The 26,166-nt window shown below is 72.3% G+C and carries 23 protein-coding genes; 12 read left to right on the forward strand and 11 right to left on the reverse strand.

All coding sequences use genetic code 11. The features are described 5' to 3' along the window. The first annotated feature begins 180 nt into the window (after positions 1–180). Entirely contained in the window at positions 181–1,038 is an 858-nt protein-coding gene (locus tag LHA35_RS12340) for a universal stress protein (RefSeq protein ID WP_226608570.1), read from the forward strand. Positions 1,039–1,334: 296 nt separating this feature from the next. On the opposite strand, the gene LHA35_RS12345 is transcribed toward LHA35_RS12340, so the two are convergent. Together LHA35_RS12345 and LHA35_RS12350 are read right to left on the reverse strand one after the other, a co-directional pair. Next, a complete protein-coding gene (locus LHA35_RS12345; RefSeq protein WP_226608571.1) occupies positions 1,335–2,243 on the reverse strand; it encodes a DMT family transporter in 909 nt (302 codons plus the stop codon). After that, on the reverse strand, positions 2,240–3,205 hold the full coding sequence (locus LHA35_RS12350) for an aldo/keto reductase (RefSeq protein WP_226608572.1): 966 nt from the start codon (positions 3,203–3,205) through the stop codon (positions 2,240–2,242). Before LHA35_RS12350 ends, LHA35_RS12345 begins: the two co-directional genes overlap by 4 nt. Before the next feature lie 149 nt (positions 3,206–3,354). Between LHA35_RS12350 and LHA35_RS12355 the strand changes: the two genes are divergently transcribed. After that, positions 3,355–5,019 (forward strand): NAD(P)/FAD-dependent oxidoreductase, encoded by a 1,665-nt coding sequence (locus LHA35_RS12355; RefSeq protein WP_226608573.1) that lies wholly within the window; start codon positions 3,355–3,357, stop codon positions 5,017–5,019. A 167-nt stretch (positions 5,020–5,186) separates the two neighbouring features. Here LHA35_RS12355 and LHA35_RS12360 read toward each other — a convergent pair whose 3' ends face one another. Then, complete coding sequence (locus LHA35_RS12360; RefSeq protein ID WP_226608574.1) at positions 5,187–8,306, reverse strand: hypothetical protein; 3,120 nt, start codon at positions 8,304–8,306, stop codon at positions 5,187–5,189. A 250-nt stretch (positions 8,307–8,556) separates the two neighbouring features. Here LHA35_RS12360 and LHA35_RS12365 point away from each other — a divergent pair, with 250 nt between their 5' ends. Both LHA35_RS12365 and LHA35_RS12370 read left to right on the forward strand, forming a co-directional pair. Beyond that, a complete protein-coding gene (locus tag LHA35_RS12365; RefSeq protein ID WP_226608575.1) occupies positions 8,557–9,309 on the forward strand; it encodes an SDR family NAD(P)-dependent oxidoreductase in 753 nt (250 codons plus the stop codon). Positions 9,310–9,555: 246 nt separating this feature from the next. Continuing rightward, positions 9,556–9,846, forward strand: coding sequence for a hypothetical protein (locus LHA35_RS12370; RefSeq protein WP_226608576.1), 291 nt, complete (start codon positions 9,556–9,558; stop codon positions 9,844–9,846). A gap of 80 nt (positions 9,847–9,926) precedes the next feature. On the opposite strand, the gene LHA35_RS12375 is transcribed toward LHA35_RS12370, so the two are convergent. The 3 genes from LHA35_RS12375 to ggt form a co-directional block, all read right to left on the reverse strand. Next, positions 9,927–11,423 (reverse strand): amidase, encoded by a 1,497-nt coding sequence (locus LHA35_RS12375; RefSeq protein ID WP_226608577.1) that lies wholly within the window; start codon positions 11,421–11,423, stop codon positions 9,927–9,929. Further along, positions 11,420–11,923, reverse strand: coding sequence for a macro domain-containing protein (locus LHA35_RS12380; protein WP_226608578.1), 504 nt, complete (start codon positions 11,921–11,923; stop codon positions 11,420–11,422). Before LHA35_RS12380 ends, LHA35_RS12375 begins: the two co-directional genes overlap by 4 nt. 115 nt (positions 11,924–12,038) lie before the next feature. Then, the gene (ggt, locus tag LHA35_RS12385; protein WP_226608579.1) at positions 12,039–13,652 is read right to left on the reverse strand and encodes a gamma-glutamyltransferase; all 1,614 of its coding nucleotides are present in this window, start codon (positions 13,650–13,652) and stop codon (positions 12,039–12,041) included. 157 nt (positions 13,653–13,809) lie between these two features. Here ggt and LHA35_RS12390 point away from each other — a divergent pair, with 157 nt between their 5' ends. The 4 genes from LHA35_RS12390 (at position 13,810) to LHA35_RS12405 (ending at position 16,458) form a co-directional block, all read left to right on the forward strand. Next, complete coding sequence (locus LHA35_RS12390) at positions 13,810–14,151, forward strand: tRNA-binding protein (protein ID WP_226608580.1); 342 nt, start codon at positions 13,810–13,812, stop codon at positions 14,149–14,151. 1 nt (position 14,152) lies between these two features. Then, positions 14,153–14,629: a xanthine phosphoribosyltransferase gene (gene gpt, locus LHA35_RS12395; RefSeq protein WP_226608581.1), complete on the forward strand. Its 477-nt coding sequence runs from the start codon at positions 14,153–14,155 to the stop codon at positions 14,627–14,629. A gap of 147 nt (positions 14,630–14,776) precedes the next feature. After that, positions 14,777–15,013, forward strand: coding sequence for a hypothetical protein (locus tag LHA35_RS12400; RefSeq protein ID WP_226608582.1), 237 nt, complete (start codon positions 14,777–14,779; stop codon positions 15,011–15,013). Then, positions 15,010–16,458 carry a methyl-accepting chemotaxis protein gene (locus LHA35_RS12405; RefSeq protein WP_226608583.1) on the forward strand — a complete coding sequence of 483 codons (1,449 nt, stop codon included), beginning with the start codon at positions 15,010–15,012 and terminating at the stop codon, positions 16,456–16,458. Before LHA35_RS12400 ends, LHA35_RS12405 begins: the two co-directional genes overlap by 4 nt. Positions 16,459–16,476: 18 nt before the next feature. Here the strand turns inward: LHA35_RS12405 and LHA35_RS12410 are convergent, their stop codons facing one another. Beyond that, complete coding sequence (locus tag LHA35_RS12410; RefSeq protein WP_226608584.1) at positions 16,477–17,784, reverse strand: hemolysin family protein; 1,308 nt, start codon at positions 17,782–17,784, stop codon at positions 16,477–16,479. A 127-nt stretch (positions 17,785–17,911) separates the two neighbouring features. On the opposite strand from LHA35_RS12410, the gene LHA35_RS12415 reads away from it, so the two are divergent. From LHA35_RS12415 to LHA35_RS12430, 4 genes are all read left to right on the forward strand, one after another. Then, positions 17,912–18,358, forward strand: a complete 447-nt coding sequence (locus LHA35_RS12415; protein WP_226608585.1) for a DUF3429 domain-containing protein — start codon at positions 17,912–17,914, stop codon at positions 18,356–18,358. A 73-nt stretch (positions 18,359–18,431) separates the two neighbouring features. Continuing rightward, entirely contained in the window at positions 18,432–18,719 is a 288-nt protein-coding gene (locus LHA35_RS12420; RefSeq protein WP_226608586.1) for a hypothetical protein, read from the forward strand. A 326-nt stretch (positions 18,720–19,045) separates the two neighbouring features. Further along, positions 19,046–19,675 carry a bifunctional 4-hydroxy-2-oxoglutarate aldolase/2-dehydro-3-deoxy-phosphogluconate aldolase gene (locus LHA35_RS12425; protein WP_226608587.1) on the forward strand — a complete coding sequence of 210 codons (630 nt, stop codon included), beginning with the start codon at positions 19,046–19,048 and terminating at the stop codon, positions 19,673–19,675. A 5-nt stretch (positions 19,676–19,680) separates the two neighbouring features. After that, positions 19,681–20,625, forward strand: a complete 945-nt coding sequence (locus LHA35_RS12430) for a sugar kinase (RefSeq protein WP_226608588.1) — start codon at positions 19,681–19,683, stop codon at positions 20,623–20,625. Positions 20,626–20,776: 151 nt separating this feature from the next. Here the strand turns inward: LHA35_RS12430 and LHA35_RS12435 are convergent, their stop codons facing one another. Genes LHA35_RS12435 through LHA35_RS12450 form a run of 4 tightly spaced genes read right to left on the reverse strand, consistent with a single transcriptional unit; the run spans position 20,777 to position 26,109 of the window. Next, positions 20,777–22,309, reverse strand: coding sequence for a M81 family metallopeptidase (locus LHA35_RS12435; RefSeq protein ID WP_226608589.1), 1,533 nt, complete (start codon positions 22,307–22,309; stop codon positions 20,777–20,779). 4 nt (positions 22,310–22,313) lie between these two features. Then, on the reverse strand, positions 22,314–23,555 hold the full coding sequence (locus tag LHA35_RS12440) for an allantoate amidohydrolase (protein ID WP_226608590.1): 1,242 nt from the start codon (positions 23,553–23,555) through the stop codon (positions 22,314–22,316). Continuing rightward, the gene (locus tag LHA35_RS12445) at positions 23,552–24,811 is read right to left on the reverse strand and encodes a Zn-dependent hydrolase (RefSeq protein ID WP_226608591.1); all 1,260 of its coding nucleotides are present in this window, start codon (positions 24,809–24,811) and stop codon (positions 23,552–23,554) included. The genes LHA35_RS12440 and LHA35_RS12445 overlap by 4 nt, the downstream gene beginning before the upstream one ends. 5 nt (positions 24,812–24,816) lie before the next feature. Next, positions 24,817–26,109 carry an ArgE/DapE family deacylase gene (locus tag LHA35_RS12450; RefSeq protein WP_226608592.1) on the reverse strand — a complete coding sequence of 431 codons (1,293 nt, stop codon included), beginning with the start codon at positions 26,107–26,109 and terminating at the stop codon, positions 24,817–24,819. Positions 26,110–26,166 lie beyond the last annotated feature (57 nt).

The following is a 26,166-nucleotide window of genomic DNA, read 5'->3' on the forward strand; positions in this document are numbered from 1 at the left end:
CCCCGGCCCTCGGTCGCGACGCGGAACATCCTTCCGCGCCGAGCCTCCTGTGCCAGGATCGCCTCGCTAAAGGCTGGCGGCGGCATGCCGGACGGCCGGGGGTACCGGGATCGCGCCTCCGGCATGGCGCCGGCGGGGTCCGGACCTCAGCCAATCACTGGACCGGGAAAGGACGGACCCATGGCACTCAAGGAACTGCTGGTCTATCTCGACGGCTCAGACCGGTCCGAGGCACGGCTGACGCTGGCCGTCGGCCTCGCCCGGCAGCACGGCAGCCGCCTGACCGGGCTCTGCGTGACGGATCCCTCCTATCCCCTGGCCATCCGGACCGGGCAGGCGCGGCAATCCGATCCCGCCACCCTCGACCTGCTGGTCAAGCGGGCACGGCAGGAACAGCGCGACCATGCGGCCGGGATCGAGCGGGGATTCCGGGAGCGGACGGAGCGCGCCGGGATCCAGGCCAGTTGGCGACTGCTCGAGGGAGAGGTGGCCAGGACGGTGGCGGCGCAGGCGCGGTCCGCCGACCTGGTCGTCGTCGGCCAGCCCAATCCGGACGACCCCGGCGCGGACGGCGAGGATGAGTTGGTCGAGCGCGCGCTCATCTCGGCGGGATGTCCGATCCTGCTCGCACCTTTCATGGGCCGTTTCGATGGCGGTGTCCGGACCGTGCTGGTGGCCTGGAAGTCCACCCGGGAATCCGCCCGTGCCGTGCGGGACGCCCTGCCCCTGATCGAGAAGGCGCAGTCGGTCAGGGTGCTCACCATCGGGGGGCGCCTCGGGGGCGGCGAGCGGGACGTCCCGTCCGGGGCGGATATCGCCGCCTACCTGACCCGGCATGGCGTCGCGGCTACGGCGCTCGAGACGGAGCGCCAGGGCACGAGTGTCGCCGATACGCTCCTCAACCACGCGGCCGATATGGGTGCCGACCTGCTGGTCATGGGGGGCTATGGGCATTCGCGCCTCAGGGAACTCGTGCTGGGCGGCGTCACGCGGGACATCCTGCGGCACATGACGATTCCGGTGCTGATGTCCCACTGACATGCGGGCCGGAGAGCCCTGGCTTTCCAAGCCGGCACCAAGGCGCGGGGCTGGTATGGCGGCTCCGTCCGACGCAGGTGACGATGTGCATCGGATGGTCCGGCGCATTTTTGTTCGGACGAGCCGAGCACGCCGCCTGAGTCGCTCCGCTCGGCTGTCATCCGCTCCGGCCCTGCGGCCGGATTTCCGGATTCCTGGCAGCCGGCATGCGGGCCTTCGCCGCCTTCGCTCCCGCATCCGCTGCCGCCGCGGGGGCGGCGGATGCCGGGGGCACCCGGCCGGGCGCCCTCCCACTGTTACCCCCTCGCCGCCAGCACCACCCCGCCGAGGGTCAACCCCAACGCCACCACATGCCGCATCCCCAGCGGCTCTCCCAGCAGCATGCCGCTGGAGAATACCCCGATCACCGGCACCATCAGGTTGCCGATCGCCGCCGTCCCCGCCGGCAGCAGCTTCAGCGCCCGGAACCAGGCCAGATAGGCCAGGCACTGCGCCACCAGCCCCAGATAGACCAGGCACCCCCACCCCACCCAGGTGATGCGGGCGAAGTCCACGCTCTCGAAGCCCAGGGCGATCACCCAGACCGGCAGCGTCCCGATGGCGATCTGCCACGCCACCAGCGGGACAGGCGTCATCTGCACCGGCCAGCGCTTGGAGAAGACCGCACCGCCCGCGAACATCAGCGCGGTGGTCAGGATCGCCACCACCCCCGGCAGCTTGCCCCAGAGCGCCGATGCCCCACCCGCCGCCAGGGTGCCGGCCATCAGCAGCGTGACGCCGGACAGGCCGAGCGCCAGCCCCGCGAGCCGGCGCCAGGTCGGCCGCTCCCCCAGCACCGGCCAGGCCAGCACAGTCGCCCAGACCGGCATGGTATAGGCGATGATCGCCGCCTCCGCCGCGTCCAGCCAGAACAGGGACAGCGGCGCCACCACGCTCCAGGCGGAGACATTCAGGACGGCGCAGGTGACGAGCCGCCCCCACTGCCCCCGCCGGGGCCAGAGCGAATCCCGCTGCGCCGCCGCCACCAGCGCCAGCACCGTCACCGCGCCCAGCGCCGCGAAGACGCGGATGGTGTAGGGTGGCCAGTCCTGCATCAGCGCCTTCATCACCGGCCAGTTCAGGCCCCAGGCGAAGGCGGTGATGGCCAGGAAGGAAAAGCCCCGCAGCGGCACCCGCGCCGCCGCGCCCTCGGCCGCCGCGCTCACGCCAGCAACGCGCCCATGCGCTCCACCGCACCGGGGGACAGCGGCCCCTTCTCCACCGCCGCGATCGCCGCCTCCAGCTGCTCGACCGAGGCGGTGCCGATCAGCGCACAGCCCATCCCGGGCGCGAAGGCGGCATGGCGGATGGCGAGCTCGGCCAGCGACCCGGCCATCCCCGCCTCCACCAGCGGCAGCAGCCGCCGTGCCGCCGCCAGGTCGGCCTCGTAGGAGGGGCCGGAGGCGATGGGTGCGACCGCCTGCATCGCCACCGGGTGCCGCCCGGCCTCACCCGAGAGCGCGCCGGCCGCGAGGATGCGGATGCCGATCAGCCCCATCCCCCTGGCCGCCGCCAGCGCGCCGAGCCCGGTGAAATCCTGCGCCGGCAGGCCGGGATGCCCTGGCGCCAGCCAGCTCGGGTTCAGGGCGTTGAAGGGGATCTGCGCCGTGTCGAAGACGCCGGATTCCAGCACTGCCCGCAGCGCCGGCACCTCGCCAAGGGCGGTGATGCCGAGAAATCGGCACTTCCCCTGCCGCTGCAATCGCTGCAGGGCCGGCACCGCCTCCCCCAGCACCTGCTCGACCGTCAGCCCTTCCGGCGTGCCGATCTCGTCATGCAGCTGGAACAGCTCGACACTCTCGCGGCCGAGCCGCCGGAGGCTCGCCTCCAGGGAGGCAGCGATGGCGCCGCCGATATCGCCCCGCGCCTCGGCCGGCAGCCGCACCTTGGTGCCGAGGACCGGCTCCGCCCCCAGCGCCCGCAGCGCCCGTCCCAGGTTCTTCTCCGACTCCCCATTGCCGTAGAGGGGAGCGGTATCGACATAGGTGATGCCGGCCTCGAAGGCCCGGGCGAGCGAGCGCTCCTGCTCCGCCGGGCTGCCGCGCACCATCAGCCCGCCCACCGCGCCGGCCCCATAGCCCAGCGCCGAGACCGTCAGCCCCGTCCGCCCCAGCACCCGCTGTTCCATCCGCCCGTTCCTCCCGCTAGGAGCAGATCGCCGGGAAGCGCCCCGGGGCGCCGCCCCGAACCCTTCGCCGGCGTCACTCTGCCCGCCAGACACGCGTCCGGCACACCATCCCGCGCCCGCGCCGGCCGGTCCACCTCGCCCCGAGACCCATGATCCGCCTCACCGAGCTCCGCCTGCCGCTGAATCACCCCGAGGAGGCACTGCGTCCTGCCATCCTCCAGCGCCTCGGCATCCCCGACCGGGAGCTGGAGGAGGTGCGCGTCTTCCGCCGCGGCTATGACGCCCGGAATCCGCGCGCGATCGTGCTGGTCTACACCCTGGATCTGGCGGTGCGCGGGGAGGCCGCGCTGCTCAGGCGCCATGCCGGAGACCCGCGGATCGGCCGGGCGCCGGATACCGGCTACAATTTCGTCGCCCGCGCGCCTGGCGGCGCGACGCGCCCCGTCGTCATCGGCACTGGCCCCTGCGGGCTGATGGCGGCGCTGGTTCTCGCCCAGATGGGCTTCCGCCCGATCATCCTGGAGCGCGGCAAGCTGGTGCGGGAGCGGACCAAGGACACCTGGGCGCTGTGGCGCCGCGGTGTGCTGACGCCCGAGAGCAACGTCCAGTTCGGCGAGGGTGGCGCCGGCACCTTCTCCGACGGCAAGCTCTATTCAGGCATCAAGGACCCGCGCTTCTACGGCCGCAAGGTGCTGGTGGAGTTCGTGAAGGCCGGCGCACCGGAGGAAATCCTCACCGTCTCCAAGCCGCATATCGGCACCTTTCGCCTGGTGACGATGGTCGAGAGCATCCGCGAGCAGATCGAGGCGCTCGGCGGCGAGTACCGCTTCGGCAGCAAGGTCGTGGATCTGGTGATCGAGCCGGATGGGGAGGGCCAGCGCCATGTCCGCGGCGTGGTGCTGGAGGGCGGCGAGACGCTGCGCACCGACCAGGTGGTGCTCGCCATCGGCCACAGCGCGCGCGACACCTTCGGGATGCTGCGCGACCGTGGCGTCTACATGGAGGCCAAGCCCTTCTCCATCGGCGTCCGGATCGAGCACCCGCAGTCGCTGATCGACCGCGCCCGCTTCGGGCCGAATGCCGGCAACAGGCTGCTGGGCGCGGCCGACTACAAGCTGGTGCACCATGGCCGCAACGGGCGCAGCGTCTACAGCTTCTGCATGTGCCCCGGGGGCCGCGTGGTGGCCGCGACCAGCGAGCCGGGCCGCGTGGTGACGAACGGGATGAGCCAGTACAGCCGCGCCGAGTTCAACGCCAATGCCGGCATCGTCGTCGGCATCACGCCGGGCGATTATCCGGAGCATGTGCTGGCCGGCGTCGATTTCCAGCGCAGGTGGGAAAGCCTGGCCTTCGAGGCCGGCGGCGGCGACTACCGCGCGCCGGGCCAGCTTGTCGGCGATTTCCTGCAAGGGCGCGCCAGCACCGCGCTCGGCGATGTGGAGCCCAGCTACAAGCCCGGCGTCACCCCGACCGACCTGGCCCGCTGCCTGCCGGATTACGCGATCGACGCGATACGTGAGGCGCTGCCGGCCTTCGAGGCGCAGATCCCCGGCTTCGCCCGGGCGGATGCCGTGATGACGGGCGTCGAAACCCGCACCAGCAGCCCCATCCGCATCCGCCGCGGCTGGGATTTCCAGAGCCTGAACACCGCCGGTCTGTTCCCCGCCGGCGAGGGCGCCGGCTATGCCGGCGGCATCCTCTCGGCGGGCGTCGATGGTATCCGCGTGGCGGAGGCCGTCGCCCTCACCGCCACCGGTCAGCCCGTGCCGCGGGAGCTGAGCCGCGGCGCAGAGGCGGCGATGGCCTATGGCTGATATCGGCCTCGGGTGGGCGTGAGCGTCCGGGAGCGTGAATACGCTCGGAAACAATGACCTACAGCGGATCGGCGTTCAGTTCTGAACGTGACCCGCCATAGGCCCGTCCGCCTGCTGAGCCCTCGCCAGGGGGCCGCACCCGGAGACGAGGGCGGCCCGCTCCCTCCTCATGCGAAGAGGTGATCCTTCAGCACGTCGTGCGACCCATACCCTGCATGGTCCACGCCGTGATGCGCCGCCTCCGTCTCGGACCGCGCCTGCAGCAGCGGATGTACGGCCGTCTCACGCCCGCCGAGCGGCCCGACCGGCTCATGGTCATGGCGAGACGAGATGTCGGAAGACGCCTCGCGGTCGGCCGCCGCCAGCCGCACCGACAGTGCCGCCTGGTCCGGGTCGAGAGCACTGACGGCCGCCGCCTTGGCGCCCTGCGGCCCCTCGTCCCGACCCATCGCGCCCTGCGTCCGGGCGGGGAGGCTCGGCGACGCACCATGTCCCGCCTCAGTCGCCTCCCAGGCGGGTCCGGCGCGGTCCGCCACCTCCACGGCGTCCTTCGCTGCTTTCGCGGCTGCCCATGGTCGGGCCTGATGCGAGTCCGAAGCCTGATCGGCCCCCGCGGATGGCTTCGCGGTCGGCAGCGCCACCGCATCGCCTTGGCCGGAGGCAGGCGGCGCCTCCGCCATCGCAGCGGGCTTATTGGCCTGAGCGAAGGCCGGCGCCTCCATCGGCATCCCCAGTCCCGTCTCGGGCCCAGCCGATCCCTTCCCTGGCACGGAGGACGCGACAGGGTCGGCCAGCTTGCCTTTGCCAATCCCATCATATGTCCGGGGCGCAACACCCTCCTCGGCCTTGGCCCATTGCACCGGCGCAGGGATGGCGCCACCAGGCGATTCCGCCAGCGCGCCCTTCGCCTCCTTCGCCGTTGCACCGGACCCGCCCGGCGAGGCATCCTCGGCCGAGCCCGACGGCGTACCGCCCTTGATGCTGTCACCCGGCTGATCAGCAGCCTTGGACGGTTGCGCCAAGTCGGAGACGATGCTGTCGATTGCCTTCGGCACTCCGCCCGGCTTGCCGGCCTGTGCGCTCCCGCCGGCAGCGCCCGGCTGACCACCACCGGCTCCGGGCTGTGCGATGGCCGGCGCCACATCGGCCAGAACCACACCCAGCCCATCCGGCATCCCAGCCGGCTTGCCGGATGGCACGCTTTCGACCGCCGGTGAGCCGCCTTCCGTGGCGTTGTCTGGCTGATCGGTTGCGGTCCCAGGCCGCGCGACGGCAGGCATCACCTCGCTCAGGACCGCGTCCGCGCCGTCCAGCGATCCACCCGGCTTGCCGGGCTGCTCCTTCCCGGCTGCCAGCTTGCCGTTCGCGGCGATCCCGGTTGGCTGGTCACCGGCCGCCTCCGGCTGGACCTTGACGGGACTCAGTCCGGCCAGGGGCACCCCAACCCCATCGAGCCACCCACCCGGCTTGCCGGGCTGCCCCTCCTCGGCTGTCACCTCGCCGCTTGCGACAGCCTTGGTCGGCTGGTCGTTGCCCGCTTCGGGCTTGGCCTTAGCCGGGATTACGCTGCCCAGCACCGCACCCAGCCCGTCCAGCCATCCGCCCGGCTTGCCCGGCAGCGCGCGCTCCGCCACCACCGCCGTGCCATCCGCGCCGGCATTGCCCGGCTGGGCGTCCGTCGCCGCGGGCTGCGCCACGGCAGGGATCGCGCCGCCCAGGGCCGCATCCAGCCCGTCCAGCCATCCGCCCGGCTTGCCCGGCAGCGCGCCCTCCGCCACCACCGCCGTGCCATCCGCGCCGGCATCGCCCGGCTGGGCGTCCGTCGCCACGGGCTGCGTCACGGCAGGGATCGCGCCATCCAACCCAGGTTCGATCGCGCCGGGCATGGCCGGAGGCGTGCCCTCCGGCTCCAGGACAGCGCCGGAAGCCTCCGCCACCTGGCCAGCCTTCTCCCCGCCGGGCGTCGCGACAGGCAGCTTGGCGGGAGACGCACTCCCCGCGGCGGCATCCTCCGTCGAGGTCACCGCCTTGGCGGGGGGTGCCTTCACCTCGCCCAGCGCCGCCTTGCCGGCCTCCGTCGCCGTCGCAAGCTTCACCGGTTCGGTCGCCGTGCCCGATACGGCCTTCGCCAGCCCCGCGCCCGCCTCCTGCGCCCCCGCAGTATCGGAGGCACCGGAGCGCGTCCCCGCAGCCTCCGTCGCCTGCTTCACCGGGCCAGACGCCTTGTTCCCGACCGTGGAGGCACGCATCGCCGGCTCGAGCGGAGTCTCCGCCGGGCTGGCCATCCATGCCTTGGCCTGGCCCGGGCCCTGGTCCGGCGCCGCGGCCTTGCCGGCCACCGGCTCGTCGAGGACCGCCTTCACTGGCACCGGGGCCTTCAGCGCCGTCGCAGGCTCGACGATGGGCGCGGCCGGCGGCACGCGCGCCTCGGCGGCGACCACGGCGATCTTCGGCGTCCCATCGGCCGGCTCCGCGGCGCGCGCCGGCGCAGTCTCGGCCTTGGCGGTGGCGGCCGCCGGCTCGGCCGGCTGGGCCTTGGTCGCGGCCTCGACCTGCATGGTCCGCGCACCGAGCGCCGCAGCCTTCCCGGCCTCCGCGCGCGCCGTGGCGGCCTCCATGGGCAGCGCCTCGCGCAGCGGGGCCCGGAAGCTCGCCGGCAGCACCTCGCCGAGCGCCTCGGCAACGCCGCCCTGCACCGCAGTTCCGACCGGCTGCAGGACCTCGCCCTGGCCCGTGGCTGGCCGCAGCACCGCGACATCCACCATCTCGCCAGTCGGGGCGGGCGCTTCCAGGGCTGCCAGGGCCGGCGCGACGGTGCCGCCCGTCCCCTGCGCCGAACGCGGCAGCGGAGCGGCATCACCGCCGAACTGGCCCGGCTCCGGTTCGTCCCCCCCGGCATCCGCGGGAAGGCTCGCCTCGGCCAGGTGCATCGCAGGGTCCGCCCCGCCACGGAGCGCAAAGAGCGGCGCCTTGGGTTCAACCAGCGGCAGACCTTCCTGCGGGCCGTTCGGGACTTGCCGACCCAGCAGCAGCAGGAACAGCGCACCATACAGGCCGAGTCCGGTTGCCTCGGTCCAGGTCAGCTTGCCGCGGAATTTCTGGTGCAGTGCGGCACGCGCCCAGGCGGCGTTGCTCGCCTTTTCCTCCGCGCGGGTGATGATGCGGGCCGGCCTGCCGGGGCGCGGCTTGCGGAGCGGCGGCAGTTCGCCATCCTCGAAGAAGGAGGCATCACGGCGCGAGGCGGGGCGGAACCGAAACCGGATGCGGCCTGGCCGATGATGCACCATGAATGGCGTCTCCCTCGCTGGCGTGGCATGGGCGCCCATCCGCCCTGCCCGAAGCCCGGCGATGCGACGCCAGGCGCATCTGAGGGAATAGTATACGATTCCGCCGGGTGCCCATGGCCCCCCGCGCACGAAGCCGTGGGTGCCCCCTTCCGCCTGCCCCCTGCGGCGCCCGCGCAACGCCAGTCAGGCTTGCCGCGGGCCACTCGCCTTGCGACGCTCCCCGCACAAGAGAAAAGGGGAGAGGAATGCCATGCGCGTCGCCAACAAGGTCGCCCTCGTCACCGGCGCCGCCTCCGGGATGGGGGCCGCGACCGCCCGCCTCCTCGCGCGCGAAGGCGCGAAGGTCGCCGTCGCCGACATGCTGGAGGCAGAAGGCCAGGCCGTCGTCGCCGAGATCGAGAAGGCCGGCGGCACCGCGCGGTTCATCCACCTCGACGTCGCGGAGGAGGCGCAGTGGGAAGCGGCGATCGGCACCGTGACCTCCGCCTGGGGCCGGCTCGACATCCTGGTGAACAATGCCGGCATCTCCGGCAGCAACACCAACAACCTCTACGACACCGCGCTGTGGGACCGGATCATGGCGGTGAATGCCCGTGGCGTCTTCCTCGGCGTGAAGCATGCGATTGCCGTGATGCGCGGCCAGGGCGGCGGCAGCATCATCAATCTCTCCTCCATCTCCGGCGTGGTGGGGCAGGAGCGGATCCACTGCGCCTACAACGCCTCCAAGGCAGCGGTGCGGCTGTTGAGCAAGTCGGTGGCGGTGCAGGAGGGGCCGGCGCGCATCCGGGTGAACACGGTGCATCCCGGGCTGATGCCGCCGATGCGCACCAGCGGCGCCACGGCCGATCCGGTGTTCCGCGCCAAGATGCTCGGCCATGTGCCGCTCGGGCGGTCGGGCGAGGTGGACGAGGTCGCCTATGCCATCCTGTTCCTCGCCTCGGACGAGAGTTCCTACATGACCGGGACGGAGTTGCACGTGGATGGCGGGTATCTGGCCTGCTGAGAGAGACGCCGCCCCCGGTGCTGGGCGGAATGGACAAGCGGAGCGTCCGGCATCCGAGGAGCCCATCTCGCGCCGATCGGCGGCCGTGGCTTGGCGGAGTGGCCGCCCGCCCCGCCGGTAGGCCGGGCGGCGGGGCCGGACGCGCCGCCGCCGCGATTCCGCCACGCGCGCCCCGCTCCCGCCGCGAAGGCGCCGAAGACCCGCCTTTCCGCCCCGGCATGATCGGATCACAGGAGGTTCCCGACCATGCCCAACCGCTTTCTCGCCGCCGCCGGCCTTTCCGCCGCCCTGCTGCTGGGCGGCTGCCAGAACCCGGACGGTTCCACCAATTGGGGCAATACCCTGCTGCTGGGCGCCGGCGTCGGCACCGCCGCGGCGCTGGTGGCCGGCGCGGCCTCGGACCAGCCCCGCCACAAATACTATGCCGGCGGGGGGTATGGCGGCGGGTATCGCGGCGGCTACCACCCCAGCCATGGCCGGGGCTATGGCGGCTATGGCCGCCCGGGCTACGGCTACGGCCACTACCGCGGTTGGTGACCGCCGCCGGCATGGAGCGGGCGGGCGCCTCCCCGCCCACCCGGCGCATCGCCGCCCTGGGCTCCCTTGGGGCGCCGCCTTCAGTCGAAGCCGAGGAAGCCCTCCATCCCGCTGATCGGCGCTGCCGCCCGCAGCGCCGCGAGGTCCGGCACCGGTCGGCCCAGCATGGCATCGCCGGCGAAGGCCTCCTCCAGCGCCGCCGCGACGCCGAGCACGAAGGCATCGCCGCCGCGCGGCCCGACGATCTGCAGGCCGAAGGGCATGCCCTGCGCATCGCGGCCGAGCGGCAGGCTGATCGCGGGATGGCCGGTCAGCGTCACGTAATAGGCCAGCGCCAGCCAGTGGAAATAGGTCCGGGTCGGCTGGCCGTCGATCTCGCGCGGGAAGAGTTCCCGCCAGTTGCGCGGGCTGATCGTGATGGCGGGCGTCACCAGCACGTCATGCCGCTCGAAGAAGCGCTGGAAATCGCGGTAGATCCGCGTCTGGATCTGCGCCGCGCGTGCGGCGTCCTCCAGTGTGTAGCGCAGGCCCTCCTCGACATTGGCGATGATGTTGGGGCCGCAATCCTGCGGCCGGGTCCGCACCTTCTCGCCATGCGCCGTCAGCATCATCGTGGCGCGCAGGATCTCGAAGGCCTCGTCGCCGCCGCCGCAGTCGGGATGCGCTTCCTCGGCCGCGCGGAAGAGCGGCGCGAGGGCGCCGACGCGTGCCCGGAAGGCCTCCCGCACCACGCGCTCGGTCGGCGCCTGGCCGAGATCCTCGCTGAAGCCGAGGCGGAGCCGCGCCAGGTCGATCCCCTGCACGGGGTGGAAGAGCGCGGGCTCGCCCCGCACCGGCCGACCATGCAGGGTGTAGGCCAGCGGGTCCCGGGCATCGTCCGAGGCCATGGCCGAGAGCAGCAGCGCCGTGTCGGGCACCGTCCGCGCCATGGGGCCGAGGACGGGCAGCGGCGACCAGCCATGCGCCCGCTTCTCCGAGCAGACCAGGCCGGCGCTCGGCCGGTAGCCGACGATGCCGCAGAAGGCCGCGGGGTTGCGCAGGCTGCCGCCGGTGTCGGAGCCGGAGCAGAGCGGCGCCATGCCGGCCGCGAGCGCAACGGCCGAGCCGCCCGAGGAGCCGGCGGCGGAGCGGGTGTTGTCGAAGGGGTTGCCCGTCGCGCCATAGACCCGGTTGCGGGTATTGGCGCCGAGGCCGAATTCCGGCGTGTTGGTCTTGCCGATGACGATGCCGCCGGCCCGGCGGATATTGGCCACCATGCCGCAATCCTGCTCGGGCACGAACTCGGCGAAGATCGGGCTGCCATAGGTGGTCCGCAGCCCCGCGGTCTCCTCCAGGTCCTTGATGCCGACCGGCAGGCCATGCAGCAGGCCGAGTTCGTCGCCCCGCATCACCGCCGCCTCGGCCGCCTTCGCCGCCTCGCGCGCGCGCGCCTCATCGAGCGCGACCATGGCATTCACCGCCGGGTTCACGGCGACGATGCGGGCGAGGCAGCTCTCCAGCAGTTCGACGGGCGATAGCGCCTTGCGGCCGATCAGGCGGCGCGCCTCCAGCGCGGTCAGGTCGCAGGACTCGGTCACGGATCCAGTTCCTTCTCATAGAGCGCAAGGGTGCCGGCATCGAAGCAGGCGAAGGTGACGTCGAGATCGCCATGGGCGGCGAGGTCCTCCCGCACCGTGGCGACGGCGATCGCAGCCGCCCGGCCGGCGGGGTAGCCGAAGATGCCGGTCGAGATGGCGGGGAAGGCGATCGAGCGGCCGCCCGCCCGGCGCAGCAGGGCCAGGCTGCTGCGGTAGCAGGTGGCGAGCAGCGCCGCCTCCCCCTGGCCGCCACCATGCCAGACCGGCCCGACGGCATGGATCACCTGCCTGGCCGGCAGGCGGAAGCCGGGCGTGATCCGGGCCTCCCCGGTCGGGCAGGGCGCGAGCGGGCGGCAGGCGGCGGCCAGCGCCGCCGGGCCGGCGCCACGGAAGATGGCGCCGCAGACCCCGCCGCCCGCGGCCAGCGCCTCATTGGCCGCGTTGACGATGGCATCCACCGCCAGCGTGGTGATGTCGGCGATGCGGGCTGTCATCGGCATGCCGGATCCTCCCCGGGCGGGTGGCGAGCGGCGGTGCTGCCCGATCGAAGGCCGCCGGCATGGCGCCCCTGCACGGGCAGCGCCACCACGCCCCGACGCCGCCCGCGGCGGCGCCTTAGAAGCCGAGCGCGCAGCCATCCTTGCGGGGGTCGCTGCCGCCGACCAGCAGCCCCGCCTTGCGGTCGATGAAGATCGCCTGGCCGCCGCCATGCGGCTTGTCGATCAGCTTCACCTCATGGCCGAGCCGCGTGAGCCGATCGACGATATGGCCCGGGATGCCGCGCTCCAGTTCCACCGGTCCGTTGCCCGGCGCGGGGAAGAGGCGCGGGCAGTCCAGCGCCTCCTGAACGTCCAGGCCGAATTCGAAGTGGTTGGTAAGGAACAGGGTCTGGCCCATGGGCTGGAAATGCCCGCCCATCACGCCATAGGGCATGATGGCCTCGCCATTCTTCATCACCATGCCGGGGATGATGGTGTGCATCGGCCGCTTGTTCGGGGCGATGCAGTTCGGGTGACCTTCCTGCAGGCGGAAGCCGAAGCCGCGATTGTGCAGCATGACGCCGGACTTCTCCGCCAGGATGCCGGAGCCGAAGCTCTGGAACAGGCTGTTGATGAAGGAGCAGGCATTGCCCTCCGCATCCACGACGCAGAGATAGACCGTGTCCTTGTGCCTCGCCCAGTCGCTCTCGCCGGCCGGCGGCAGCTCGCGCAGCGCCCGGTCGTCGCGGATCAGGCCGCGTAGCGCGGCGAGATAGGCCGGGTCGGTCAGGCGCGCGACGGGCACATCCACCTGGGCGGGGTCGGCCAGGAAGGCGTCGCGGTCGCGATAGACCAGGCGCGCCGCCTCGATGTGGCGGTGGTAGCGCTCGGCGCTGATCGGGCCCTGCTCCGGCGTCTCGAAGCCGTCGAGGATGCCGAGGAGCTGGAGCACATGCAGGCCGCTGCCGTTGGGCGGGCACTGATAGACCTCCATGCCGCGCCAGCCGGTCCTGATCGGCTCGACGAACTCGGCTCCGGCGAGGGCGGCGGCGAAATCCTCCTCGGTGTGCAAACCGCCCAGGGCGCGCAGCGTCGCCACCATGTCGGCCGCGATCTCGCCCTCATAGAAGGCCCTGGCGCCCCTGGCGGCGATGGCGCGCAGCGTCCGGCCGAGCTCCGGCTGGACGAAGCGGTGGCCGATCTCCGGCGCCATCCCATCCACCAGGAAGCGGCGGGAGGAGGCCTCGTTGCCCCGCAGCTTGTCCGCCGCGTCGTACCAGTCCATCGCCACGCGGGCATGCACTGGCCAGCCTTCCTCGGCGCAGCGGATGGCGGGCTGCAGCAACTCGCCGAGCGGCAGCTTGCCATGCGTCCGGTTCAGCAGGTCCCAGGCGGAGACGGCGCCGGGGATGGTGACGACATGCGCCGAGGTATTCACCAGCCTGTCCACGCCCCGGGCGCGGAGCGCCTCCGGCGTCGAAGCCGCCGGCGCCCGGCCGCTGCCGTTGATCGCGACCACCTTGCCGGTGCCGGACGGAGCGTAGAGGCAGAAGCAGTCGCCGCCGATGCCAGTGCTCTGCGGCTCCACCACCGCCAGCACGGCGGCGGCGGCGATGGCGGCATCCAGCGCGTTCCCGCCCTTTCGCAGGACCTCCAGCGCCGTGAGGGTGGCGATGGGCATGGAGGTGGCGGCCATCCCGGCGGTGCCATAGACGGCGCTGCGGCCGGGGGCGTGGAAGTCGCGCTTCATGGGTTGTCCGTTCTTCTTCTGGGCGTGCGATCTCGGTCCGGTCGCGCGGGCCGCGGCGGCGGCCTCCTCCCGGGTGCTGGGGGCCGTGTGGCATGGGTGCCGCGACCGGGCAACCCGCCCCTTCCCTGACCCCGGCCGGCCGGGCTATGCCATCGCGATGGCGGACACGATCAGCTATGGCGACTTCGAGAAGGTCGACATCCGGGTCGGCACCATCGTCGATGCCCAGCCCTTCCCCGAGGCCCGCAAGCCGGCCCTCAAGCTCTGGGTGGATTTCGGCGCCCCGCTCGGGGTGAAGCAATCCTCCGCCCAGGTCACGGTGCACTATCTGTGCGATCGGCTGATCGGCCGGCAGGTGCTGGCGGTGGTGAATTTCCCGCCACGGCAGATCGGCCCCTTCACCAGCGAGGTGCTGGTGCTGGGCGTGCCGGACGAGAATGGCGCGGTCGTGCTGCTGAAGCCCGACCTGAAGGTCCCGGACGGGGGCAGGATGTACTGACATGGCAAATCGTTACTACACCGTCTCCTGGGACCAGCTGCACCGGGACAGCAAGGCGCTCGCTTGGCGGCTCATGGAGCGCGGGCCCTACAGGGGGATCGTGGCGATCACCCGCGGCGGGCTGATCCCCGCCGCCATCGTGGCGCGGGAGCTGGAGGCGCGGCTGATCGAGACCGTCTCCGTGGTCACCTATGATGAGGAGGAGCGCGGCCTGCCGCAGGTGGTGAAGCCGGCCGCCGCCGCGGGGGACGGCGAGGGCTGGCTGCTGGTGGACGACCTGGTCGATACCGGCACCACGGCGAAGGTGGTGCGCGCCCTGCTGCCCAAGGCGCATTTCGCCACCGTCTATGCCAAGCCGAAGGGAAGGCCGCTGGTCGATACCTTCATCACCGAGGTGAGCCAGGACACCTGGATCCTCTTTCCCTGGGATACCGAGGCGCAGTTCATCGCGCCGATCGCCCGCAGCGCGGGGAAGTAGAATTGTCATCACCCAGCCGCAAAGAAGCGGTGATTAGCGAATCCTAAGCACTCCGCCCGGCAGCATCACCCCATGCCTGTCCGGGATGTCCTCCCAGCCCTGGCGCTCTGCCTGCTGGTGTCCATTGCCGTTGCGCTCGGCCGCATCATGCAGGCCGGCGAGGGACCTGTGCTGGTCCGGATCGGCCCGTCAGGCCTCACGCGGCTCGCCGCGGATCCCACACTCGCCGATATCGCCCTGATCGACCTGCCGGCCCCGGGCTTCGCGCTGCTGCGCGGAGATGTGCCGCGCATCCGCGCGGCCTTCGGTCTGGCAGTCGCCTGGAAAGGACGCCCTGCTTGCTTGCCCAGACCCCACGGCCAGCCACGGCCGGCCAACTCGTGAGCCTGCGTGCCGCCTCGGAGCGCGCCATCCTCCTCATCATCCTCCTGCACGGGCCGGCGCTTGCGCTCACCGGCTGGCAGCTCGGCGGCGCCTTGCTGGTCCCACTGCTGCTCTGGGCCGGCATCACCCTGACCGCCATGGCGGCTTGGTGGACAGGCGCGGGCCGGCCGATCTCCCGCAGCACGCTCGCCGTCGCGCTCTGCCTCATGCCGGCCGTGCTGGTCGAGCAGCTCTGGGACCATCCCTGGCAGGCCGATGCGCATATGCATTTCTTCGCGGCGCTGGCCGTCACGGCCGCCATGATGGATCGCCGCGCGGTGCTGGTTGCCGCCGGCGCCATTGCACTGCATCACCTGGTGCTGAATTTCGCCCTGCCGGCGGCGCTTTTCCCTGGTGAGGCAGAACTGGGCCGCGTGCTGTTCCACGCCTTGATCGTCATCTTCGAAGCCGCGGCGCTCTGCTGGCTGGTGGAACAGGCGGCAGAGGCGATCGCAAGGGCGGAGCGTGGCGCTGCCGAGACGGCACGCCTTGCCGCCCTGAGGGAGGAGGAGGAGAAGGCCGCGCAGGCCCGGGCGGCGGCAGCGCGCCGTGCGACACTGGCCGAGACCGCCTCGGAACTCGAACACTCGCTCGGCGCCGTTGCTGACATGCTGGCCGCATCCGCCCGTGCGCTCACCCAGTCGGCCGATGCCCTGGCCGCCTCGGCCGAGCGGACCACCGGTGATGCGGCCGGCGCCGCATCCGAGGCACGGGAGGCAGCGATGGGCGTGCAGACCGTGGCCTCGGCCGCCGAGGAACTGACGGCGACGGTGGACGAGATCAGCCACCGCGTCGGGGAAACCGCGAACATCGCCCGTGCCACGGTGCAGGAGGTGCGGGCGACGGACCATGTGGTGCGCGAGATGTCGGACGGGGCTGCCCGCATAAGCGAGGTCGTCGGGCTGATCAACCAGATCGCGGGCCAGACCAACCTGCTCGCCCTCAATGCGACCATCGAGGCAGCGCGCGCCGGCGAAGCCGGGAAGGGCTTCGCCGTGGTCGCCGGCGAGGTGAAGGCTCTTGCCACCCAGACCGCGAAGGCGACCGAGGAAATCGGGGCCCAGGTCGCGCATATGCAGCAGGTCACGCAGAAGGTTGTCGATGCCATTCGCGGCGTCGGCAATGCTGTGGGACGCACGAGCGAGGTTGCGACGGCCATCGCCGCCGCGGTCGAGCAGCAGGGCGCCGCGACGCGGGAGATCAGCCGGGCAGCGCAGGGCGTGGCCGCCAACACGGAACGCGTGACGGTCGGCATCGCCGATGTCAGTGCCGCCGTTTCGGAATCGGGCGGAGCGGTGGAGCGGGTCCGAATCTCGAGCAGCGAGGTCGCACGGCAGGGCGCGGCGCTGCGCACCGCGATCCAACAGGTGACGGAGCACCTCCGTCGGCAGAGCGCGGCTGCCTGAGCGACCGGGCGGGGGCGATCAGACCGCCCCCGCCGCCTCCTCCTTGCTCGCCAGCACCTTGTCCACCCGGCGGCCATCCATGTCGATGATCTCGAAGCGCCAGCCGGCCCAGACGATCCGGTCCCCCTCCCGTGGCACCCGCCGCAGCAGCGCCAGCATCAGCCCCGCCACCGTGTGGTAGGTCCCGGCATAGGGCAGCGCCGGCAGGTCGAGCTGCGCGCGCAACTCGTCGCTCGGCATCATCCCGTCCAGCAGCAGCGTGCCGTCGGCCCGCTGGATGGCCTCGCCCGGCTTCTCCGGCTCGTCCGGCGGGCCCAGCTCGCCGACGATCGCCTCCAGCAGGTCGGAGGTGGTGACCACCCCCTCGAAGCTGCCGTACTCGTCCAGCACCAGCGCCAGCCCCACCGGGTCATGCCGCATCCGCTCCAGCGCATCGATCGCCGGCAGGCTGTCCGGCAGCACCAGCGCCTGGCGCTGCGCCCGGGCGATCGACAGCGGCGCGCCGTCCAGCGCCTGGTCCAGCAGGTCCTTCGCCGCCACCACGCCCACCACATTGTCGATCCGCCGGTCGGCCACGACGAAGCGCGTCACGCTTTGCGCCCGCAGCCCCGCCTTGATCTCCTCGGGCGGGGCGTTGCGGTCGATCCAGGCGACATCGTTGCGGGGCGTCATCAGCGCGCGCACCGGCTTGTCGGCCAGCCGCAGCACGCGCTCGATCATGTGGCGCTCCTCATGCTCCAGCGCGCCGGCCTGCGCGCCCTCGGCGACCACTGCCTTGACTTCCTCCTCCGTCACCGACTGGTCCTGCGGGCGGTGCGCGCCGAACAGCCGCAGCACGCCGGAGGAGGAGCGTGAGAGCACCCAGACCACCGGGGCGCTGACGCGGGAGAGCCAGGCCATGGGCCGCGCCACCACCACCGCGAAGCGCTCCGGGTCGCGCAGCGCCAGTTGCTTCGGCACCAGTTCGCCCAGGATGAGGTTGGCATAGGTGATGGCCACCACCACCAGCGTGAAGCCGACCTGGGTGGCAAAGGGGGCGAAGCCGGGAATCTCCGCCAGCGCCTCCCCCACCGGTCCGGCCAGTTGGGCGCCACCGAAAACGCCGGCCAGGATGCCGACCAGGCTGATGCCCACCTGCACCGTCGGAAGGAAGCGCTGCGGGTCCTCGGCGAGCGCCAGCGCCGCGGCAGCCCCCGGGCTGCCGGCGCGCTGCATGGCCATCAGCCGCCCCCGGCGCGCCGAGACGATCGCCAGTTCGCTGAGGGCGAAGACGCCGTTCAGCACCACCAGCAGCAGGATCACCGCGATCTCGAACCAGATACCCATGCCCGTCCCCGTTCCGGCGCGGTTCTTACGCCCGGCGGCGGCGCGAGGGTAGCGCCGCGGGCGGGATCAATCCCCGGCGAGGCAGCCGGGGGTTGCGCTGGCGCCGGGCGGCGCGATCTGCTGGCGCATGGAGTCGCCCCTGCCCCGCCCCGCCCTCTGGCTTGGCCTGTCCGGCCTGCTGCCCTTCCTCGCCACGGCGCTGCTGTCCTGGATCGCACCTGAGGACTGGCGCGGCGTCGCCCTCTATGCCCTGGCCGCCTATGGCGCGGTCATCCTCAGCTTCCTCGGCGCCGTGCATTGGGGACTGGCCCTGCGCGCCCCGGCCTCCGAGGCGGAGGCGGCGGCACCGCGGCTGGGCCTTGGCGTCCTGCCATCCCTGATCGGCTGGGTCGCGCTGCTGCTGCCGCCCGGCCTTGGTCTGCCGCTGCTCGCCCTCGGCATCCTCGGCACGGCCACGGTCGAGACCCTGGCTGCGCGGCGCGGCCTGCTGCCGCCGGCCTATCTGCGGCTGCGCTGGATCCTGAGCCTCGGCGCCGCCTTCAGCCTGCTGGCCGGGCTCGCCTCGCCGGCGTGAGTGACGGGCATGTGCATTGGGCGAGGCGGCGGAAACGTTTACCAAAAATTAGACGTTTCCACGGGGCCCAGCCATGACCGAATGCTCCGCCACCCTTCTTGCCTTCCCCGCCCGGGAGGATGACCGGCTGCGCTTGGCGCTGCGCGGCCTGGTCGCCGCGCTGGACGCGCAGTCCGAGGCCGTCGCGGGCCTGCGGAGCGAGTTGCGCCACTTGGCCGGCGCGATGGAGGACCTGCAGGGCTCCGTCGCCGGCTATCGCGATGGGCTGGACACGACCCTGGCGGCGCTGCGCCGGGCCGGCGCGAACGCCCGGACCCTGGAGCGGACCGCCGAGGGCTGGCTGGCCGCCGCGCGATCCTGAGGTCCGGCACGGACAGTCCGGCGTCCTGCGGCCGGCACCCGCGCGGGGTTACGGTACCCGCTGCGCGCCGAACGAGGTCGCATACCGGCCGGGCGATCGCTGACCATCGGCCGGGCTCGCATGCGGCCCGGCCGAAAAAGCGCAGCGCTGGGCCCGCCCTGACCATCAGGCTGCGTGGCGATTCCCGCCAGGCCCGATTGCTTCCGGCCGGCGGCTCGAAGCCTCCTCAACCGGCCCGTGCGGCCGGCATGCGGGGCCGGGCAGGCGCGCCCCTGGCCCCGCTCCGCCCTTCGCCGCAGGATGGCAGCCTGGCAGGGAGGCCGCCCATGACCCATCCGTTGATTCCTGAATTGCGCCGGGCGCGCGTGGTGCCGGTGATCCGCACCTCGACCGCCGCCCTGGCCGCCACCGCCTGCCAGTGGTTGCGGGAGGCGGGCATGACCGTCCTGGAGATCACGCTCACCATCCCCGATGCCATCCCGCTAATCCGCGAGATGGCGGCCGAGCCCGGCCTTGTGGTCGGCGCCGGGACGGTGCCGGATGCCAGGGCCGCCGAGGCCTGCCTTGCCGCCGGAGCCCGCTTCCTCGTCACGCCCTGGACCGATCCGGATGTCATCGTCGTGGCCCGCGCCGCCGGCGCCTGCGCCATGCCGGGCGCCCTGACGCCCACCGAGATCCGCGCCGCGCTGGCCGCCGGCGCCGATGTGGTGAAGATCTTCCCGGCGGGTTCCGCCGGCGGCCCGGCCCATGTGAAATCCCTGCGGGCCGTCTTCCCGCGGGCGGTCTTCTGCCCGACCGGCGGCGTGGATGCCGCGAATGCGCCCGCCTATCTCGCCGCCGGCGCGGATTTCGTCGGCATCGGCGGCAAGCTGGTGGATGAGGCGCGCATCGCCGCTGGCGACAAATCCGCGATCCAGCGCGCGGCGCGGGACGCGCTCGGCCTGATGCAGGCGTGACGGCCATGCCCGAATTGCTCTGCATGGGCGAGCCCATGCTGGAACTGAACGCCCAGCCGCCGGGGCCGGACGGGCGGAGGCTCTATCTGGAAGGCCATGGCGGCGATACCAGCAACGCCGCCATTTGCGCCGCGCGGCAGGGGGCGAGCGTCGGCTACATCACCGCCATCGGCCAGGACCGGCCAGGCGACAGCTTCATGACGCTCTGGGCTGCCGAGGGCGTGGACACCGGCACGGTGCTCCGCAATCCCGACGCACCGACCGGCCTCTACCTCGTCACCCATGACGCGGGCGGCCATGCCTTCACCTTCTATCGCGGCAACAGCGCAGCCAGCCGCTACCGCGTGGCGGATGTGCCGGAGGCCGCGATTCGCAGCGCGCGCATCCTGCATGTCTCGGGCATCAGCCAGGCGATCTCGACCAGCGCCTGCGATGCGGTCTTTCATGCCATCGCCCTGGCCAAAGCCGCCGGGGTGAAGGTCTCCTACGATACCAATCTGCGCCTCCCGCTCTGGCCACGGGCGCGCGCCGCGGCGGTGATTCATGCGGCAGTGGCGCAGGCGGATATTGCCCTGCCCTCCCTCGACGATGCCCGCTTGCTGACGGGGCTGGAGGCGCCGGAGGCGATCGCCGAATTCTACCTGCGGCTCGGCTGCCCGCTGGTGCTGCTGAAGCAGGGCAAGGATGGCGTGCTGGTGGCGACGCCCGAGGAGCGCAGGGTGCTCAGGCCCCACCGGGTCAAGGCTGTGGATGCAACCGGCGCGGGGGATGCCTTCGCCGGCGCCTTCCTGGCGCGCAGCCTGGCGGGCGACCCGCCGCTGGCGGCGGCGCGCTACGCCAATGCCTGCGCCGCGCTGTCCACCACGGGCTATGGGGCGGTGGCACCGCTGCCGCGGCCGGAGGCCGTGACCAGGCTGCTGGAGGATGGTGCCAGCGGCCCGGATGCGTGACCGCATCCGCGCAGGAGCACCGCATGGCGGCGGGCGGCAGAAGCCGCTTCGGCACGGGCTGCTGCCCCCCGCTCCAGGGCTCACCGATCACTGCCGCCGGTCCCAGGCTTGACCCGCGGCAGGCGGGCGGAATCGCGCCTCCGCCGCCCCTTTACCGGTTCGCGCCTGGCCGCAGGCGCAGCCCCGGCCGCAGATCGGTGAAAGGCAGCACCGCCGGGTCCGCCACCACCGGGCCAGGCGCCGCCACCACGATCACCTTCTCCGCGATCGGCTGGAAATGCGCGCGGAAATGCACGCTGGACTTCAGCGCGACGATTTTCTGCGCGGCGGGCTCCACGCCGATATGGGTGAAGAGCGCCTGGTCCAATGCCTGCATCTTGCGCGTCACGACGATGACCCGGACACCCGGGACACTTACGTTCCGCGCACCTTGCGGCGCGACCCGGATCAGCGCCGTCGGGCCCAGGTCGCAGGGATTGCCCTTCGACATCGGGCCGGTCGCGGTAAAGCGGCCATCGGTCAGCGCCTCCACCACGGCCGTCACGGCCAGCGGCGCGCCGTCGCTCCTGCCGCCGAGCGAGAGGTCGAGCATCGCGCCGACCCCGGCGGCATGGCAGGCCGCTGCGCTCTCCGCATCGTTGATCAGGCCGAGCACCGCGCCTTGGGCATCCTGCCGGATCAGCTCCGCCAGCAGGCCGGTGGTGTCGCCATGGCCACCGCCGCCGGGATTGTCCTGGGTATCGGCCATGACGACGGGCTTTGACGCGCCGCGCGCGATGGCGATGGCCTCCGCCACGCCCTCCTCGGCCGGGGCGACGCCGCCGGCGAAGTCCGGCTCATGCGCATCGAGATAGGCCTTCAGCCCGGCGACCGCGGCATCGGCGGCGGCCTGGGTCTCGGCATAGCCGGCAATGGCGACGCCACAGCCGGGGAAATCGGCATAAGGAAAGCCGAAGCAGAAGGCGAGTTCGGCACAGCCATGCGCCGCCTCCAGCCGCGCCCGCTCCTCCAGCACCCGGGACATGGGCGGGACCATGGTGCATTGCATGGTCAGCGGAATCAGGAAGTCGATCTCGGCGAAGGCGCGCGCCCAAGGGGACAGACCTTGCTTCCCGCGCCGGATGCGCTCCAGCAGCAGCCGCGTCGCCTGCGCGCCAGCCGGCTTCATGTCCACATGCGGATAGGTGCGGTACGGCACCAGCGCATCCGCGAGGTCCACCATCTGCCGGGTCATGTTGGCATGCGGGTCGAGGCTGACGGTGACGGGAAGCTCCGGCCCGACCACCGCGCGGATCCGACGCAGCAGCTCGCCCTCGGCATCCGGAAAGCCGACCGCCACCATGGCGCCATGCAGTTCCAGATAGAGGCCGTCGAGCGGCCCCTCCTCCAGCGCATCAGACAGCGCGGCGATCATCAGGGCGGCGATGCGCTCGAAGGCCTCGGCCGTCACCGGGCCGGCCGGGTTGGCGAAGCACCAGGTGAGCGGGACGATGGTGGCGCCGGCCGCTTCCAGCACCTCGATGGCGCCGGCGCAGGGGACGGAGGTGGGGCGGAGGGCCTCGACCAGCGTCGCCGGCCGCTGCAGCGGCGGGAAACCGCCGGGCTTGACGAATTCGCGCCAACCGGTCGGCAGCGGGGCGAAGGAATGGCTCTCGTGCTGGAAGCCGCCGATGGCGATGCGCAAGGCGTTACTCCGGGGCGTTGGCGGTTTCGATGACGGCATCGGCCAGCACGCGCAGCCCGATCTCCGCCCAGGCGCGGGAGATCGACTCGGTCGGGTGGTGGCTGATGCCGCCGTGGCAGGGGATGAAGAGCATCACCGCCGGCATGCGCGCGGCGGCGTGGTAGGCATCATGGCCGGCGCCGCTCAGCATGTCGCGGTGCTTCGCGCCATGCCGCGCCGCGGCGGCGCGAAGCCGGGCGGCGAGCGACTCCTCGAACACCACGCGCGGGAAGGACCAGTAGGGCTCGCGCCGGACGCCCACGCGCCGGCGCGCGGCGATGGCGGCGATGGCCGCATCCGCCGCGTCCAGCAGGGCGCGCAGGGTGGTGTCGTCGGGATGCCGGTATTCAAAGGCGAAGCGGGCGCCGCCGGGCACCACGCCATCTGCGCCGGGGTCCACCAGCAGGCGGCAGACCGTCATGCGGCCCTCGGGGGCGCGCTCGTAGAGGATGCGCTCGCCGGCCGAGATCATCTCCACCGCGGCCAGCAGCGCGTCGCGCCGCATCTCCATCGGCGTGGTGCCGGCATGGCTGGTCTCGCCGGTCACGGTCACCAGGGCGCGCTCAGTGGCGAAACCGCCGGTGACGATGCCGAGATCGTATCCCTCCGCCTCCAGCACCGGGCCCTGCTCGATATGCGCCTCGAAATAGGCCGCGGCCTCGCGCAAGGCGGCGGGATCGGCCGTGCCGGCCCAGCCGGTGCGGGCCAGCGCCTCGCCATAGCGCTCCCCGTCATCCATGGCGGGCGCGGCGAGGACGGTCGCCTCGTCCAGCACGCCCATGGCGCCGGCGGCGCCGATCATGGAGGGGCTGAAGCGGCAGCCCTCTTCGCTGGTCCAGTTGACCAGCACGATCGGCGCCTCGGTCTCCGCCCCGGCCTCGTGCAGCGCCCGCAGGATCTCGAGGCCCGCCAGCACGCCATAGGGCCCGTCGAATTTCCCGCCGGAGGGCTGGGTGTCGAGATGGCTGCCGACCAGCACCGGCCTGCGCCGGGGATCCCGGCCCTCTCGACGCAGCGCCATGTTGCCGAGGCGGTCCACGCTCAGCGTCAGGCCGATCTCCCGGCCCCACTGCGCCAGCAATGCCCGCGCCTCGGCATCCATGGCCGACAGGGCGGGCCTGTTGCAGCCGCCCTCCGGCGTGGCGCCGATCCGCGCCATCGCCATCAGGCTGTCCCAGAGCCGGTCGGGCGAGAGCGGCAGGTTCACCGCCGGACCAGCCCCGCAGTGGCCAGAGCCGCATCGGCCAGCACCTGTAGCCCGGCCGTCGCCCAGTCCGGCGTGATGCTCTCCGCCTCATTGTGGGAGAGGCCGCCATGGCAGGGGCAGAAGACCATCACCGTTGGCACCTTGCGCGCCATGTAGACCGCGTCATGGCCAATGGCGGTCGGCATCTCCTGCCACGTCAGCCCGCGCGCCTTGGCCGAGTCGCGCGCCCGGGCGACCAGCGTCGGGTCGAACGGGGTGTGCGGCGAATACCAGAAGGGCGTGACGGTCGCCTTCACCTTGCGGGCCGCCACGATCTCCGCCGCGCGCGCTGTCAGCGCCTCACCCATCCTCGCTAAGGCGTCCGGGTCGCTGTGGCGGAAATCCACGCTGAAGAAGACGCGGCTCGGCGCGACGTTGCGGGAGGCGGGATGGACCTCCACCACGCCCACTGTCCCACGCCCCGGCTCGCCCTGGGGCGAGAGCGTCCCGAGCGCGATCTCCTCCACCGCCGAGATCAGCGGCGCCGCCGCCATCATGGCATCCTTGCGGCCGGCCATGGGGGAGCCGCCATGGGCATCCTCCCCCTCCACCACCACCTCGAACCAGTGCTGCGCCAGCGCATGGGTGACGATGCCGACATCGAGGCCGGCATCCTCCAGCAGCTTGCCCTGCTCGATATGCAACTCGAGATAGGCGCCGACCTTCTGCAGCGCCGCCGGATCGGCCTCGCCCTGCCAGCCGATGCGGCGGAGTTCCTCGCCGAAGACGGCGCCGTCCGCGGCGCGCTTCGCCAGAATCTCCGCCTCGGTGAAGATGCCCATCGCCGCGCCGCTGCCCATCATGGGCGGGGAGAACCGGGCGCCTTCCTCATTCGTCCAGTTGATGAGCAGCAGCGGCGCCTCGGTCTCCGCCCCCGCCTCGTGCAACGCCCGCATGATCTCGAGGCCGGCCAGCACGCCGAGCACGCCGTCGAACTTCCCGCCTGTGGGCTGGGTGTCGAGATGGCTGCCGATCGCGACCGGCGCCCGCGTCGGGTCCCGGCCCTCCCGCCGGAAGATCATGTTGCCGAGGCGATCGACGGTGAGCGTCAGGCCGCAGGCCTCGCCCCAGCGCTTGAAGAGGGCGCGCCCCTCGGCATCCAGGTCGGTCAGGGTCTGCCGGTTGCAGCCGCCCTTCGGCGTGCCGCCGATCTTCGCCATCTCCATCAGGCTGTCCCAGAGTCGGGCGCCGGACAGCGGCAGGTTCGTCGCGCTCATATCCCTCAGACCCTCTCCACCCCGCACCACTCGGCCATGGCGAGGGCGATGGTGCGGGTGATGCCATGCATGCTGTCGAGCCCGACATTCTCGTCAATGCCATGGATGTCGACCGCGTCGGGGCCGAAGCATGCAACCGGCGTGCCTTGATAGAGCGCAAAGAAGCGCCCGTCGGTCAGCCCGGTCGCGGGGTAGTCGCGGAGCGACCCGCCCGTCACCTCGGCATAGTTGCGCCGCGCCAGTCGGACGATCTCGGCTTCCGTGTCGAAGACGCAGGGATCGGCCATGAAGCCCTTGAATTCCAGCTTCACCTGCGCGCCGCGCAGCCGCTCATGCTGCCTCGCCTGCTCGACGATCCGCTCGATATCGGCCCGGGTCTGCGCCGCGGTGTAGCCCATCATGATGCCGACGCGGAGCCCGATGCGGCAGCGGGTGGCGACGGAGGAGTTCCACTCGCCGCCCTCGATGGTGCCGAGGTTCACATTGACCGGGTGGTTGACGCCGCGGAAGGCCGGGTGGATGCGCGAGCCGTCATTCATCTCGCGCTCATAGTCCTTGAAGGCGGCGCCGATGATCTGCGCCGCCTCGATGGCGTTCAGCCCGGCCTGCATGTCGCGCACATGCGCCGGCCGGCCGCTGACCGTGACCCAGGCCCAGACCACCCCGACCTCGGCGGTATAGAGCGCATCGAGCCCCGGCCCCGGCTCCGGGATGATCACCGCATCCGCCTTGGGCAGCGCCAGCATGCAGGCGAGCGCGCCATTGCCGGTGCACTCCTCCTCGATCACCGACTGCATCTGCACCTCGGCCGCGGGCTGCAGCCCGGCCAGTTGCATGGCCTTGAAGGCCGTCAGGTAGCTGACGATGCCGGCCTTCATGTCGCCGGCGCCGCGGCCATACATCCGGCCATCCCGGACGCTCGGCTCATAGGGCGGCGTCTCCCACATATCGGCCGCGCCCTCCGGCACGACATCGACATGGCCCTGCAGCGCCAGGCTGCGGCCGCGCGCCTCCCGCGGCCGGTGGACGGCCACGACATTGTCCCGCCCCTCATAGGGGATCAGCGGCGGCGAGAAACCGGAATGCGTGGCGAGCTCGGCCGGAACGGTCGGCACCCGGCGCGGCGACAGGCCCAGCGCCTCGTAGTTGCGCGCCATCGCCTCCAGCGCCGACTGCTCATGGCCGAGGGTCGAGGGGCAGCGGACCAGCCGCGCCAGCGTCTCGACCGACCAGTCCCGCAGCGCATCGACCGCGTCGAGGATGGCGCGCCGGGCGCCGGGATCGAGGGGCTGGGTCATGGGGGCTCCGTGTTGCAGCGCGGCAGTCCACTCCAGAGCCCGGGCCCTGTCCAGCCA

Source organism: Roseicella aerolata (assembly GCF_020523605.1).
GTDB lineage: Bacteria > Pseudomonadota > Alphaproteobacteria > Acetobacterales > Acetobacteraceae > Paracraurococcus > Paracraurococcus aerolatus.